At 56.1% G+C, this 14,013-nt stretch carries 18 protein-coding genes; 10 read left to right on the forward strand and 8 right to left on the reverse strand.

The window, feature by feature from the left end:
• The first annotated feature begins 18 nt into the window (after window positions 1–18).
• On the forward strand, window positions 19–402 hold the full coding sequence (locus JDW22_RS09285; RefSeq protein ID WP_003796965.1) for a hypothetical protein: 384 nt from the start codon (window positions 19–21) through the stop codon (window positions 400–402).
• A gap of 43 nt (window positions 403–445) precedes the next feature.
• Here JDW22_RS09285 and JDW22_RS09290 read toward each other — a convergent pair whose 3' ends face one another.
• The gene (locus JDW22_RS09290; RefSeq protein ID WP_200522826.1) at window positions 446–646 is read right to left on the reverse strand and encodes a hypothetical protein; all 201 of its coding nucleotides are present in this window, start codon (window positions 644–646) and stop codon (window positions 446–448) included.
• 118 nt (window positions 647–764) lie between these two features.
• Between JDW22_RS09290 and smc the strand changes: the two genes are divergently transcribed.
• From smc to JDW22_RS09310, 4 genes are read left to right on the forward strand one after another with little or no spacing between them, the layout of a single operon-like run.
• Window positions 765–4,247 carry a chromosome segregation protein SMC gene (smc, locus tag JDW22_RS09295; RefSeq protein ID WP_200522827.1) on the forward strand — a complete coding sequence of 1,161 codons (3,483 nt, stop codon included), beginning with the start codon at window positions 765–767 and terminating at the stop codon, window positions 4,245–4,247.
• Window positions 4,248–4,251: 4 nt separating this feature from the next.
• Window positions 4,252–5,052: an alpha/beta hydrolase gene (locus JDW22_RS09300; protein ID WP_200522828.1), complete on the forward strand. Its 801-nt coding sequence runs from the start codon at window positions 4,252–4,254 to the stop codon at window positions 5,050–5,052.
• Between the two features lie 54 nt (window positions 5,053–5,106).
• Complete coding sequence (locus tag JDW22_RS09305) at window positions 5,107–5,319, forward strand: hypothetical protein (RefSeq protein ID WP_200522829.1); 213 nt, start codon at window positions 5,107–5,109, stop codon at window positions 5,317–5,319.
• Window positions 5,310–5,453, forward strand: a complete 144-nt coding sequence (locus tag JDW22_RS09310) for a hypothetical protein (protein WP_200522830.1) — start codon at window positions 5,310–5,312, stop codon at window positions 5,451–5,453. The genes JDW22_RS09305 and JDW22_RS09310 overlap by 10 nt, the downstream gene beginning before the upstream one ends.
• Here JDW22_RS09310 and JDW22_RS09315 read toward each other — a convergent pair.
• From JDW22_RS09315 to JDW22_RS09325, 3 genes are all read right to left on the reverse strand, one after another.
• Complete coding sequence (locus JDW22_RS09315) at window positions 5,423–5,614, reverse strand: hypothetical protein (RefSeq protein WP_200522831.1); 192 nt, start codon at window positions 5,612–5,614, stop codon at window positions 5,423–5,425. The two genes, JDW22_RS09310 and JDW22_RS09315, sit on opposite strands and share 31 nt — an antisense overlap.
• A complete protein-coding gene (locus JDW22_RS09320) occupies window positions 5,614–6,021 on the reverse strand; it encodes a PepSY domain-containing protein (RefSeq protein ID WP_235965360.1) in 408 nt (135 codons plus the stop codon). The genes JDW22_RS09315 and JDW22_RS09320 overlap by 1 nt, the downstream gene beginning before the upstream one ends.
• Window positions 6,022–6,121: 100 nt before the next feature.
• Window positions 6,122–6,436 carry a PepSY domain-containing protein gene (locus tag JDW22_RS09325; RefSeq protein WP_200522833.1) on the reverse strand — a complete coding sequence of 105 codons (315 nt, stop codon included), beginning with the start codon at window positions 6,434–6,436 and terminating at the stop codon, window positions 6,122–6,124.
• 226 nt (window positions 6,437–6,662) lie between these two features.
• Between JDW22_RS09325 and JDW22_RS09330 the strand changes: the two genes are divergently transcribed.
• The 3 genes from JDW22_RS09330 to JDW22_RS09340 all read left to right on the forward strand — a co-directional run bounded on the left by JDW22_RS09330 (window position 6,663) and on the right by JDW22_RS09340 (window position 10,009).
• Window positions 6,663–7,895, forward strand: coding sequence for a sugar transferase (locus tag JDW22_RS09330; RefSeq protein WP_200522834.1), 1,233 nt, complete (start codon window positions 6,663–6,665; stop codon window positions 7,893–7,895).
• 405 nt (window positions 7,896–8,300) lie between these two features.
• Window positions 8,301–9,317, forward strand: a complete 1,017-nt coding sequence (gene galE, locus JDW22_RS09335) for a UDP-glucose 4-epimerase GalE (protein WP_200522835.1) — start codon at window positions 8,301–8,303, stop codon at window positions 9,315–9,317.
• A 98-nt stretch (window positions 9,318–9,415) separates the two neighbouring features.
• Window positions 9,416–10,009, forward strand: a complete 594-nt coding sequence (locus tag JDW22_RS09340; RefSeq protein WP_200522836.1) for a hypothetical protein — start codon at window positions 9,416–9,418, stop codon at window positions 10,007–10,009.
• A 135-nt stretch (window positions 10,010–10,144) separates the two neighbouring features.
• Here JDW22_RS09340 and JDW22_RS09345 read toward each other — a convergent pair whose 3' ends face one another.
• Window positions 10,145–10,360, reverse strand: coding sequence for a SemiSWEET family transporter (locus JDW22_RS09345; protein WP_268884239.1), 216 nt, complete (start codon window positions 10,358–10,360; stop codon window positions 10,145–10,147).
• Between JDW22_RS09345 and JDW22_RS14170 the strand changes: the two genes are divergently transcribed.
• The gene (locus JDW22_RS14170; RefSeq protein WP_268884240.1) at window positions 10,283–10,567 is read left to right on the forward strand and encodes a hypothetical protein; all 285 of its coding nucleotides are present in this window, start codon (window positions 10,283–10,285) and stop codon (window positions 10,565–10,567) included. The two genes, JDW22_RS09345 and JDW22_RS14170, sit on opposite strands and share 78 nt — an antisense overlap.
• 275 nt (window positions 10,568–10,842) lie before the next feature.
• Here JDW22_RS14170 and JDW22_RS09350 read toward each other — a convergent pair whose 3' ends face one another.
• Together JDW22_RS09350 and JDW22_RS09355 are read right to left on the reverse strand one after the other, a co-directional pair.
• Window positions 10,843–11,601: an iron ABC transporter ATP-binding protein gene (locus JDW22_RS09350; RefSeq protein WP_200522837.1), complete on the reverse strand. Its 759-nt coding sequence runs from the start codon at window positions 11,599–11,601 to the stop codon at window positions 10,843–10,845.
• Between the two features lie 69 nt (window positions 11,602–11,670).
• Window positions 11,671–12,624, reverse strand: a complete 954-nt coding sequence (locus JDW22_RS09355) for an iron chelate uptake ABC transporter family permease subunit (RefSeq protein WP_200522838.1) — start codon at window positions 12,622–12,624, stop codon at window positions 11,671–11,673.
• Between JDW22_RS09355 and JDW22_RS09360 the strand changes: the two genes are divergently transcribed.
• Entirely contained in the window at window positions 12,623–12,931 is a 309-nt protein-coding gene (locus tag JDW22_RS09360; RefSeq protein ID WP_200522839.1) for a hypothetical protein, read from the forward strand. The two genes, JDW22_RS09355 and JDW22_RS09360, sit on opposite strands and share 2 nt — an antisense overlap.
• Here the strand turns inward: JDW22_RS09360 and JDW22_RS09365 are convergent.
• On the reverse strand, window positions 12,928–13,890 hold the full coding sequence (locus tag JDW22_RS09365) for an ABC transporter permease (RefSeq protein ID WP_200522840.1): 963 nt from the start codon (window positions 13,888–13,890) through the stop codon (window positions 12,928–12,930). The genes JDW22_RS09360 and JDW22_RS09365 overlap by 4 nt on opposite strands.
• Window positions 13,891–14,013: the final 123 nt, after the last annotated feature.

Consider the following 14,013-nt stretch of genomic DNA (forward strand, 5'->3'; position numbering starts at 1 on the left):
ACAACCGAAAGACAATCCATGAACCCAACCGAACCACGCTCCGAATACACCGTTATCGTCGATATTTCCCACGACGTATTGGCAGACGACGCAGGCAACGAAAGCAACGCCCTGTTCGTTGCCTGCACCTTTCCCGATGAAGCCGATGCCGTGAAATACGTTGCCGAAGAAATCGCCCCTGCCGTGCGCATCGAGCGTTTTCTCGCGGGCAGCACACCGCTGGCTTTGCTGCTCATCACCATCATCGGACCGGTGAGCGCCGAAGATTTCCGCGCCGCATGGCAGGCATACTGCCAAACAGACCCGCTGCTTGCCGCCTATGTGCAAGCCACGGAGCAGGCGGTTGTGGTTTGGGGCAACGAGCAGGGTGAGACCTTGGGGCAGGCGAATTTGAAAGTCTAAACCCTTGTTTCAGGCTGCCTGCAAGCGCAGCAAAGTTGCGGCGCTAAAAATAAGAAATGTCGTCATCCCCGCGCAGGCGGAAATCTGGCTTGATATTCATAAATTCCCGCAAAAACAAACTGTTGTTCACATTTAACCAAAGTTCCCGCCTGTGCGGGAATAACTGAGCATTGCGTGCTTCTTGTTTTATTTTAGATTTTGCAAAGTTTTCCATCCAGCCACAAACCGCTACCCCCATTTTCATTTTCAGGCTGCCTATTGCGCGTAACCCAATAGGCAGCCTGAAAACCATCCCGCCCCGCCCAATTTGCTATAATCCGCCCCTTTTTGCCCCACCCGTTTCCCCCTTTTCAGGCTGCCCCATGCGTCTCACCCAAATCAAACTCGCCGGATTCAAATCCTTTATCGACCCCACCACCATCCACGTTCCCAGCCAGCTCGTTGCCGTGATTGGACCAAATGGCTGCGGCAAATCCAATGTGATTGATGCCGTGCGCTGGGTGTTGGGCGAATCGTCTGCCAAGCAATTGCGCGGCGAATCCATGCAAGATGTGATTTCCAACGGCGCCGCCACCCGCCGCCCTGCGCCGCGCGCGTCGGTGGAGTTGGTGTTTGACAACAGCGACCACGTTTTGCAAGGCGCGTGGGGGCAATACGCCGAAATCGCCATCAAACGCCAGCTCACGCGCCAAGGCGATTCCAGCTATTTCATCAACAACCAAGCCGTGCGCCGCCGCGACATCACCGACCTATTCCTAGGCACAGGCGTAGGCGCCAAAGGCTACGCCGTGATAGAGCAGGGCATGATTTCACGCATCATCGAAGCCCGCCCCGAAGAATTGCGCGTGTATATAGAAGAAGCCGCAGGCATTTCCAAATACAAAGAACGCCGCCGCGAAACCGCCGCCCGCCTAGACGACACGCGCGAGCATTTGCAACGGCTAAGCGATTTGCAAACCGAGCTTGCCCGCCAAGTAGAAAAACTGCACGCCCAAGCTGCCACCGCCGAGCAATACCGCAGCCTGAAAACCGAATTGGCGCAAAACCAAAACCTATCCGACTACATCCAATGGCAAAACGCCCTTGCCCAAGCCGATGCCGCCCAAGCCGCGCACGCCGCCGCCCAAGCGCAACAAGAAAGCCACCAAGCCGAAAGCGACAGCCTTAACCAACGCATCCAAGAGTTGCGCCTTGCCGAGCGCGAGCAACAACAGCAACACGACAGCTTGCAACAGCAACACGCCCAATCGCGCGAACACATCGCCCGCCTAGAAGAACAAATCCGCGCCCAACACGCGCAAAACGAACGCGCCGAGCGTGACCGCCAATCCGCCCAAGCGCAACTGCACAAACTGCAACAACAACACGCCGACACCCTTGCCGAGCGCGAAACCCTGCTGCAACAAACGCAAGAAAAAAACAGCGAGCTTGCCGAACTTGCCCTGATTGTTGCCGAACACGAAGCTCGCCTGCCCGAGCTAGAAGCCGCTGAGCAAACCAGCCAACACAATCACCAAAGCCAGCACGACCAAATCGGCAGCCTGAAACGCGAACACGCGCTCAAGCAACAGCAGCAACAACACACCCAAGCCACCCTTGCCAACCACCGCAGCCGCCTGCAACGCCTAGCAGACGAACTCGCCCAGCTTGGCGCAGCCGACAACCCCGCCTTGCAACAAGCCAAAGATGCCGCCCAAACCCTGCAACACCAATGCCAAGCCGCCGAAATCCAATGGCAACACCGCCAAGCCCAATTAGGCAGCCTGAAAACGCAGCAGCAAAAAGCCCAAGCGCATTATCACGCCCTCAATCAACAACACATCGCCGCCCAAGCCCAACAGCAAGCCATCGCCCAAATCCTGCACAGCAGCGCGCCCAACGACTTTTGGGCAAACACCGATTACGCCCAAACCCCCGGCCTATGGCAACAGCTCACCGCCCCCGAAGCATGGCAACACGCCATCAGCGTGGTACTCGCCGAGCGGCTGCACGCCAAAAAGCTGCCCGAAGCCAACACCCTGCCCAGCCCCCTGCCGCAAGGCGCAGCCGCATGGCTTAACCGCGCCCAAACCGCAAGCAAGAAAACCCAGCCCGCCCAAGCCCTGCTCAACCAAATCCAAGCGCACAAAGATTTTCAGGCTGCCTTACACGACTGGCTAGACGGCATCCTGTGCGCCCCCAATTTGGACTACGCCATCGCCTACCAAAGCGAACTCGCCCCCCAGCAAACATGGCTCACGCCCGAAGGGCACCGCGTGGACAAACACAGCATCACGCTCTACAACGAAGCCAGTAGCCAAAACCTAATCCAGCAAAAAGCCCAACACGACGAACTCACCGCGCAGCTTGCCACCCTCGCCCCCCAGCTTGCCGCCGCTCAACAGCAAGCCGAAGATGCACAAACCGCGCTTGCCCAAGCCGAAGAAGCGCACAGCCAAGCGCAAGAACACTACCGCGAATTGTTAAGCCAACTGCAACAAGCGCAAAACCACGCCAACCAGCTTACCGAGCGCAGCAACCAAGCCCAGCTTCGCCGCGAACACATCGCCCAAGAGCAAGCTCAGTTGCAAGACGAAATAGAACTGCTTGCCCAACAAAGCGACACCCTCGCCGAAGACAGCGACACCCTCGCCCAATCGCTTGCCGAATTGGAGCACCAATTTGAAACCCTTTCAGGCAGCCTGAAAACGCAGCAACACGCCCTCAAAACCGCCCAACTTGCCTTGCTGGAAGCCAATCGCCAATACGGCGCAGCCGAAGTGGAGCAACACAAAATCCAACAACGCGCCGACAGCCTTGCCGAGCAAGCCGCGCAAATCGCGCAGCAACAGCAAGACTGGCAACAGCGCATCGAAGAAACCGCCCTCGTGCAAGAAGCCGACGAAGCGGGCGCCGAGCTTGCCGAGCAGCTTGCCATCGCCCAAGAAGCCGGCGGCGAGCTTGCCGAGCGCATCGCCGCCGCGCAAGACACCCTTGCCCGCACCCAAACGCAAGGGCAGGATTTGTTCCGGCAAGCCCAAGCCCTCGCCAGCGAGTTGCCGCAGATTCAGGCTGCCGTGCAAAACGCGCTGTTGCAGCAGCAACAAGCCGAGCTCAACGCACAGCGTTACCACGAACAGCTCACCGAGCGCGGCGCCGATTTGGCCGCCCTTGCCGCTGCCCAGCATTCAGGCAGCCTGAAAACCCTATCGCAGCACATCAACCGCCTGCTGGCGCAAATCGAAGCCTTGGGCGCGGTAAACCTTGCCGCGCTGGACGAGCTTGCCGAAGCCCAGCAGCGCGATGCCTACTATCGCAGCCAAAGCGAAGACCTGCAAAACGCCATCGCCTTGTTGGAAGAAGCCATCGTCCAAATCGACAACGAAACCAAAGCCCGCTTCTTAGAAACCTTCCACGCCGTCAACACCAAAATGCAAAGCATCTTCCCCACGCTGTTTGGCGGCGGCGAAGCCACCTTGCAGCTCACCGACAGCGACCCGCTTGCTGCAGGCATCAGCATCATGGCGCGCCCCATCGGCAAGAAAAACAGCTCCATCCACCTATTGAGCGGCGGCGAAAAAGCCCTCACCGCCATGAGCCTAGTGTTCGCGCTGTTTAGCCTGAACCCCGCGCCATTTTGCCTGCTGGACGAAGTGGACGCCCCGCTGGACGATGCCAACACCAGCCGCTTTTGCCAGCTGGTGAAAGAAATGTCTGCCCAAACCCAGTTTCTTTACATCTCGCACAACCGCCTAACCATGGAAATGGCAGAGCAGCTCATCGGCGTAACCATGCAAGAAAAAGGCGTATCGCGCATTGTTGCTGTGGACATCAAACAAGCCATGCAAATGGCAGAGGCAGCCTGAAAACATGAAAACCCGCCTTTTCCGCCTGCTCGCATGGCTTGCCGCACTCTACGCCGCCGTGTTATGCGTCCTCTATTTCCAGCAAGAAAACCTGCTGTTCCACCCCGCCAAGCTGCCCGCTCGCTACGCCTACGCTTTCAGGCTGCCGCACGAAGAAATCGCCCTGCCGGTAAACGGTGCGGTGCTTAACGGACTGCATTTTCGCCCGCCCCATGCCCATAGCAAAGGCGCGATTTTGTTTTTCCACGGCAACGCGGGCGCGCTGGATAGCTGGGGCGAAGTGGCGCAACGCTTTGCCGAGCTGGGCTACGATAGCTATGTGTTTGACTATCGCGGCTACGGCAAAAGCAGCGGGCAAATCCGCAGCCAAGCCGATTTGCTCGCCGATGCCGAGCGCATGGCGCAATATGTGCAGCAACGTTTCCCCGCCGGGCCAATCATGGTGGTGGGCAATTCCATCGGCAACGGTATGGCGGCGCACGTTGCCGCGCAACTGCAATCGCCCAAGCTGGTGCTGATTTCGCCTTATTTCCGCCTGCGCGATTTAATCCGCGAAAAAATGCCGTTTGTGCCGCCGTTTCTCATCAAATATCCGCTGCCCACCGCCGATTACCTCGCCGCCGCGCCCAACACGCAGGTGCTGATTTTCCACGGCACGCTCGACACGCTGATTCCCGCTGTGCACGGGCAACGGCTGGCGCAAACCTTGGGCGCACGGGCGCAGTATCACGAATTGCCCGCCAGGCATAACGATATGTTTAGCCAAGCCGTGTTATGGCAAACGCTGGAACAAGCGTTGCCATGAAGCGTTGAGGCAGCCTGAAAACCGCTTTGTCTATTTTCAGGCTGCCTTTGCTTTATGAAAGACCATCAAAAAATGCTGGATAACCTTTACCCCGATGTCGTTTTGCTGGCGGGCGGCGGGCAAACGCCAAGCTGTCCTGTTCCCCCTATTTCCCCCGCGCCGCCGCCCGATTACCGCGCTTTGCTGCGCCATCCCGACGATTTTGAATTTTCGGTGAACGGCTGCTGTGTGCGGATTTGGAATGCGGCGGGCTGTTTTTGCATATAGCAGGCGCGGCGGGCAAGGGGCTGTATTACTGCCGCGCGGCGGATTGGGACGCAGCCGAAGCGGTGAAAATCGCCGACAGCCTGCGCGGCTTGCTGGCGGAAGGTCAGGGCAGAGCGCAGCTCGCCGCATTATAAAAGGCAGCCTGAAAGCGAATTTTCAGGCTGCCTTTTGCGGCTTGCAAACCTTTCAGGCTGCCATCGGGTTCAACCCCCAACGGCAGCCTGAAAAAACAAAACCGTTCGGCGCGATGCCAAACGGTTTTTTGCGGGCCAGATTGGATTTCAGGCTGCCCCATCAATCCTCATCCACCCAAGCCTTGACGCTCATCGCATCCACATTCACCTCATACTTGCGCCCGCCGCTCAAAATCTCAAACTCATAGCGGCTGCCGCGTTTGCTGATGTCAAACTCCGCTTCGGTGATGATGCCGCCGTTGGTTACGCCGAACGCCGCCTGCGCCGCCTGCACCGCAGTGATGTTGCTCTGCCCCGTCATTTTGGGCAGATAATTCGCCCCCGCCGCCGTTGCCACGCCCAGCAGCAACGCCAACACGCCGCCTTTGAGCACCGTTTTGCGCGTGGGTTTCAGTTGCTTGATTTTTCGCCCCAGCCAGCGCACGGCGGTTTTGCCCTGCTGCGCCGATTTTTTCGCCGCCTCTTGCAGCTTCTCTTTGCCGTTGGGGTCTAATTGGATTTTTATCATTGTGAATGTCCTTTCAAGGGTAACAAGATTGCCCGCATCAGCGGTTCGCATTCAGCCAACCGCCTCGCCCGATAAGGCAGCCTGAAACGCCGTTTCGCCATCAATCGTCCAAATGGCTGGACAGCACCGCGCCCGTTTTGGCATCCACTTCCACTTCGTATTTCTGCCCGTTTGCCGTGCGCACGTCCACGTCAAAATGGTCGGGCTTGTTGCGGCTGCGGTCAAATTCCACTTCCGTTGCCTGCCCACTGCCCACTTTGGCAACGGCAATTTGCGCCGCTTTTTCGTGCGTGATGTAGCTGGCGCGGTTTTGCTCGTAGTGCAAATAATCGCCATCCGCCAAAGCGGGCGTGGCAACAACGGTAAAGGCAGTAGCCAATAAAACAGCAACGGTTTTGCGAGAATTGAATTTCATGGTGTTTACTCCTAATTGGTGGTTAAAAAACGTGTGTCGTTGGACAACGCTGCGCAGTATAGAAAACCAAAATTAGGAGATAATTAGGGTTGTGTTAAAATGCGTAAACGAAATAAACGCTGCCCAGAGGCAGCCTGAAAACGCTGTTTAGCCCAACGCAATTTCACCCAATCGCCACATGGCAACGCCAAAACGCCACACAAACCGCACTATCCGCCGATAAACCATGAAACCCGCCCCCTCGCTTACCCTGCGCCTCATCACAGGCATCCTGCTTATCGCCGCCACCACCGCGCTGTATCGCTGGCAAAAACCGCTCCCCCTCTCTGACATCAAAATCATCAACAGCGCCGCCATCAGCCTCGCGGGCTACGCGCTATCCGCCCTATCCATCAACAAACTGCTTTATTTCCCCGGCCGCCAAAGCTGGCTCAACATCCTGCCCACCGTAGGCATCGCATACAGCAGCGTGTTTGGCATCGCCGCCCTGTTTTTTGTTACCTTTTCCAACAGCTTCGTGTTAAGCAACGGCATTCTCGCCGCACTGTTTTTCCTTGCCGATTACCGCCGCCACAGCCGCCGCACGCCGCTGATGGCATACATCCCGCTCGGGCGCGCGCGCGAAGCCGACCAAATCCCCCACGCCCATTGGCTGCGATTAGACCAAGCCCAACTGCCGCACAACAGCGTGCAAGCCATCGTTGCCGACCTGCACAGCCCAGATTTGGGCGCAACATGGCAACGCTTTCTCGCCGACTGCACGCTGCACAACATCCCTGTTTACAACATCCGCCAAATAGAAGAATCGCTCACAGGGCGCGTAAAAATCCGCCATCTCTACGAAAACGACCTCGGCTCGTTGCTGCCGCCGCCCGCCTATATGCTCATCAAGCGCATCATGGACATCGCGCTCATCATCATCAGCCTGCCGCTTACTCTGCCGCTAATGTGCCTCACCGCGCTGGCGGTGGTGCTGGAAAGCCGAGGTGGCGCACTGTTCACCCAAAACCGCATCGGGCAAGGCGGGCGCGAATTTACCATCTACAAATTCCGCAGCATGGCAAAAAATTCCGAAGCGCACGGCGCGCAGCTTGCCCAGATTGGCGATGCCCGCATCACCCGCGTGGGCAAATTTATCCGCAAAACGCGGCTGGACGAGCTGCCGCAATTTTGGAACATCCTGCGCGGCGACATGAGCCTCATCGGTCCGCGCCCCGAACAGCGCGTGTTTGTAGAACAGTTCAACGACAGCATCCCGTTTTACAACTACCGCCACATCGTCAAACCGGGCTTATCGGGCTGGGCGCAAGTAACCCAAGGCTACGCGGGCAACGAAGACGAAACCCAAATCAAGCTGGAACACGATTTTTACTACATCAAACACTTTTCGCTTTCGCTGGACATCCTGATTATCTTCAAAACCATCAAAACCATTTTGACAGGCTTTGGCGCAAGATAGGCAGTAGGCAGCCTGAAACCATTAGGCAGCCTGAAAAACAACCGTAGCAGTAGGTCGGGGCATTGATGCCCGACACACACCGCTCTATTTATCTTGATACGCCACAACTCAAAACGTCGGGCATCAATGCCCGACCTACTTAGGTTTTGCAAAAGTTTCAGGCTGCCCCAAATGGAGCGGCGACGGCTCGTCGCCAAATACGCGTTGACATCATGCCACGCTTAGCAACCATCAAGGCAGCCTGAAAATCAGCCGTAGAGTGTGCAACTCCGTTGCGCACGCCGTTTGCAAGCCAACCGCAAAGGCAGCCTGCGTAGCGAAGCGGAGTTGCGAAGCTAAAACCATCTCCCCCCGTTTTCAGGCTGCCCCATTCCTCCAACCATACAACCACAAAGGACTCCACCCATGAACATCCTCATCACAGGCGGCGCAGGCTACATCGGCAGCCACACCGCCGTTGAACTCATCAACGCAGGACACACCGTCATCATCCTAGACAACTACGAAAACTCATCGCCCAAAGTGTTGCAACGCATCCAAGAAATCACAGGCGTTGCCCCCGCGTTCTACCAAGGCGACATCCGCGACCGCAGTATGCTGCAACGCATCTTCGCCGAACACAAAATCCACAGCGTGCTCCACTGCGCCGCGCTCAAAGCCGTGGGCGAAAGCGTGCGCCAACCCCTGCGCTATTACGACAACAACATCACAGGCAGCCTGATTTTGCTAGAAGAAATGCAAAAAGCAGGCGTGCACAGCATCGTGTTCAGCTCATCCGCCACCGTTTACGGCGACCCCGAAATCGTGCCCATCACCGAAAACAGCCCCACAGGTGCCACCACCAACCCCTATGGCACATCCAAACACATGATGGAGCGCATGATGCAAGACCACCAACGCGCCGAACCCGATTGGAGCGTGATTCTGCTGCGCTATTTCAACCCCATCGGCGCCCACCCCAGCGGCAAAATCGGCGAACAGCCCAACGGCATCCCCAACAACCTGCTGCCCTACGTTTGCCAAGTCGCCGCCGGCAAACTCAAAGAACTCGCCGTGTTTGGCAACGACTACCCCACCCCCGATGGCACAGGCGTGCGCGACTACATCCACGTTGTCGATTTAGCCATCGGACACCTCAAAGCCATAGAACAAAAATCGCAAACCGCTGGCATCCACATCTACAACCTCGGCACAGGACAAGGCTACTCCGTGCTAGACATCGTCCACGCCTTTGAAGCCGCATCAGGGCAAACCATCCCCTACGCCATCCACCCCCGCCGCGCAGGCGACATCGCCACCTGCTATGCCAACCCCGCCAAAGCCCAAGCCGAGCTGGGCTGGAAAGCCGAACGCGACTTGCCTACCATGATGCAAGACGCATGGCGCTGGCAAAGCCAAAACCCCAACGGGTATGACGACTAAGCCCCAAACGTTTTCAGGCTGCCTCTATCGCATCAAGGCAGCCTGAAACCTTTGTAAAATCCTAAAACATTAAAACTGCCACCACTCCTAAAACCACCATGCAAACAGAAGAACTCCCCATCCACTTCCCCGCCAAACGCCTCGCCCTCAGCAAAATAGAAGGCACACACCCCAGCCTGCTCATTATCATTCTGCCCGCCCTGTTGCTGATTGCCGTCGCCAGCATCGCAGGCACGGTTATCCTGTTTAACGACCTCGCAAGCGATTACAAGCATGGCATTATCCTGATGCTCGCGGTGGCAGCGTTTAGCCTAGGGTATTTTGCTCACCTGCTGCGCCAATATCAGCGCAACCGTGCCATTTTGCACGCGCTCAACCGCGCCGATGCCCAACCGTGGAAACTGGTCGCGCTATGGGCAGACGTGGCATGGGTAAGTGATAAATACAAGAAAATTACCTTTGGCTACACCGCCACCATCAACGGCGTGCCACAGCAAATTACCTTCGCCGACCGCCCCAACCTTATCCGCTATCGCAACAAATTCCTCGCCATCGCCCCGCGCCACGGCGGCGCGCCCGCGTTGATAGACGACACATTAAGCACTATTCGCGGCTTAACCCATGCCGAGCGGCAAGATTTAATCCGCCAAATCCAAGCGTTGCTTGATGCAGAGATGGATGAGGCAGCCTGAAAAAACCCAAAGCCGTCTGAAAACAGCATGAGAAGTTTTCAGACGGCCTTACAAATGCCAAAGAACGCGTGCGTGGCAGAGCCACACACCCTACGGCATGCAGGCTACGCTTGCTAATCTAGTACAGCCCCTTGTTTAAAGCGAAGTCAGAAAAGTCAGAAATCCCAATATCACGCCGACTGCGTTGGGTATAATCAGAATCCAGTCTTTCCGGGGTTCTTTGCTCCAACCGTACAAAACCCAAATCAGACAGGATGCTGCTGCAAACAGGGGTTGCCACGGCTGCGCCTTTGCCCCTTGCATATTGGCGATAATTTGGGGGATATAGGCGACAAATACGAAAATACCCATTGCCGCCCCTATGCTGCCGACAAAGGTATTGAATTTTGCCTTGCTTATCATGGTGGTAAGTCTCCTTTGGGGTTTAACGGTTCTTCCGTTGCCGAAACGGCGTTTCAGGCTGCCTTATTGTACCACAAAGGCAGCCCGAAAGACGGATTCCGAATCTATATCTCGTTTTGCACGGATGGTCTTGCCGGATATCTGCTGCACCTGTAAAAATCTGCCATTTCGAATAGAAAAACGGCATCGGCGGTTTTCAGACTGCCTGAAAACCTATCGGACACAGAAAGCAAGCGTAGCCTGCATTGTAGGGTGTGTCGCCCAAGCGACGCACGCGGTTTCCAATCCCCCAAAGGCAGCCTGAAAAAACCAAAACCGTTTGGCGTTTCCACCAAACGGTTTTTTCTCGGGCAATCTACTTTTAACCTCGTTAAAATCTGCGGCTTTCAGGCTGCCATCCCTCCCCAGTCATCGCATCAAAAATCGTCGCATCAAAAATGATGCACAATCAATTTTTTCCCTTTGTAATCCAACACATCCACTTCCATATTAAACGCCGCCTGAATATTGGGTACGGTAAACACTTCATCAGGGCAGCCTGAAAACAGCACTTGCCCCTGCTTCATGGCGACCACATGGTCGGCATACGCCGCTGCCATGTTGATGTCGTGCAGCACCACGATAATCGTGCGCTGCTGGCTGTGCGCCAAGCGGTGCAAAAGCTGCATCAGGTTGCGCGCGTAATACATATCCAAATTGTTCAGCGGCTCATCCAGCAGCACATATTCAGTGGATTGGCAAAACACCATCGCAATCAGGGCGCGTTGGCGTTGCCCGCCCGACAGCTCGGTCAGATAGCGGTGCGCCAATTCTTGCAGTTGAAATTCCGCCAGCGCGTTGTCCACAATCGCTTGGTCTTCGGCGGTGGGCTGCCCTTGGTGGTAGGGATAACGCCCAAACAGTAGCAAATCGCGCACGGCGATGCGGCTGTGGATGCTGTTTTCTTGCGTGAGAATCGCCAGCATTTTGGCCACTTGGGCAGTGGGCGTGCCGGCAAGGTCGCGCCCGTTGTAGCTGATGCTGCCTGAAACCAGCGGTTTGAGCCGCGCCATCAACGACAGCAGCGTGGATTTGCCCGCGCCGTTTGCGCCGATGAGCGCGGTGATGCCGCCCTGCGGGATGTCCAAATTCACGTTGTTTAAAATGGTTTGATGGTGGATTTGATGCGATAAGTTTTGGATTTTAATCATATTTAGCTGCTTCAATTAAAAGGGTTAAATGGCAGAAAGGGTTAAATGGTAACAAGCAGGCAAGTGTTTTCAGGCTGCCTTATTCTTTTTCAACACCAGCCACAAAAACACCAAGCCGCCCACAAATTCAATCACCACGCTCAACACTGCTTTCATGCCCAGCAAATGCTCAAACACGGTTTGCCCCAACACCAGCATCACCGCCGCAATTAAAAACGCCATCGGCAGGCGCACGCTGTGTTTCAGGCTGCCTGAAAACGCATTCACCAGCGCGCACACCAGCAGCCCAAAAAAGCTCACCACGCCCACCGTTGCCGTGGCAGAAGCCACCAACAGCGCAATCCAAAATAAAATCCACAGCGTGTGGCGTTGGTAATGAATGCCCAAGTTAATCACTTGGGCGCGCCCGAGCAAATGCACATCCAAGCGATGCCGCTCGCGCCACAAAAACGGCACGCTAATCAGCACCAACACGCCGCTATACGCCAGCATCTGCGTGTTCACGCTGTTGAAGCTGGCAAAGGTGGCGGCTTGGGCGGCGGTAAATTCCTCAGGGTCTATCATCCGTTGCAGCAGGCTAGATAGGCTACGAAACAGCACGCCAAACACCACGCCAATTAAAATCATCCGCGCCAAATCGCGCCCGCCTTGTTTGAGCAACTGGCTAAACAGCAGCAGCGAGCCGCCCAGCATCGCCGCCAATTCCAGCGAAAATTTGCCCAATGGCGCAAGCTGCGCATAGCCCAAACCGCCAAACGCGGCAACCAGCGCGGTTTGCAAAAACACATATAGCGCGTCAAAGCCCAAAATAGACGGCGTTAAGATGGGATTATTGGTGATGGTTTGAAACAGCAAGGTGGACACGCCCACCGCGTAGGCAACCAGCAGCAAAGCGGCGAGCTTTTTCGCGCGAATTGCCAACACAAAATCCCACGAGCCTTGCGCGTTCCAAGTGAGAAACAGCGCGGCGGATAGGATAAGCAGGGCGGATAAAATCAGAATAAGTTTTGCAGATTGAGACATGGTATTCAGATGGATAGTTTGGTTACTTGGGCAGGGCGGGAAATGGTTTTCAGGCTGCCTTATTGGTTTAGGCTGCTATCTTGGCAAAGCCCACCATCGTTGGAGCGTCGGCGGCTCGCCGACATCTTGGCAAACCCGTCATACTTCGTTTAATCAGCCATTTGGCGGCGAGCCACCGCGCCATTTTAGGTTTCAACCTTGCGCGTTGCGCTGCGGTATAACCATTTATACCCAAATCAAAGATTTGGACAAATGGATAAGGCTGCCGTTGGCTTGGGTAATTGTGCAACGTTTTCAGGCTGCCTAACCCCGTTGCGGCGCGCGCAGCAGCAGCAAAAACAACACCGTCCCCACCACGCCAAACACCGTTGCCACGGGAATTTCAAACGGAAACACAATCAGCCGCCCAATCAAATCGCACATCAACACCAACGCCGCGCCCAGCAACGCCACCGCAGGCAAGCTCGCCCGCAGCTTATCGCCCAGCAAACGGCTGGCGATATTCGGCACCACCAAGCCGATAAACGGAATGCTCCCCACCGTAACCACCACCAGCGACATAATCAGTGACACAATCAACAGCCCCGCCCACAGCACCGCATCGCGGTTTAGCCCCAAATTCGCCGCCACGCTCTCGCCCAAGCCCATAATCGTGAGCTGGTCGGCAATCACATAAGCAAACGCCGCCAACGCGCCCGTTGCCCACAGCAGCTCATACCGCCCCAGCAACACGCCCGAAAAATCGCCGCTTTGCCACACATTCAACATTTGCAGCATTTCCGTTTCATAAGCAATAAACGTCGCCACCGCATCAATCACGCCGCCAAAAATCATCCCCACCAGCGGCACCAGCAACTGCGCCGAAGGCGGCAAACGCCGCGACAAAGCCATAAACAACAGCATCCCCGCCAACGCCGCTGCCGCCGCCACGCTCATTTTCACCAACAACGCCGCCGAGGGCGCAAACAACGCCATCAGCAGCAGCCCCAACGCCGCCGATTGGCTCGCGCCCACCATAGAAGGCTCTACAAACCTGTTTTTCAGCAAAATTTGCATAATCATCCCCGCCACCGCCATCGACGCGCCCACCAACACAATGGCAAACGTGCGCGGCAGGCGGCTAATCATCAGCACTTGGCTGCTGTCGTTCAGGCTGCCTGAAAGCAAATCCGCCCAATGAAAATTCGCTACGCCCACGGATAGGCTGGCAACGAATAGCAGGGCGACAAAAAGCAAGGATAGGGTATAGAGAATTTTGGGAGTCATTTTGTTGTTGAGTATATTTGGGGGGCGTTCAGGTTGAAATCTTTGCAAAATCGGCAACCGATGGCACGTTGGCGGCTCGCCGACAGCTTGGCAAATTAGCCATGTTGAAATCTTTGCAAAACC

Origin of the sequence: Kingella bonacorsii (assembly GCF_016623605.1) — a bacterium.
GTDB classification, from domain to species: domain Bacteria; phylum Pseudomonadota; class Gammaproteobacteria; order Burkholderiales; family Neisseriaceae; genus Kingella_B; species Kingella_B oralis.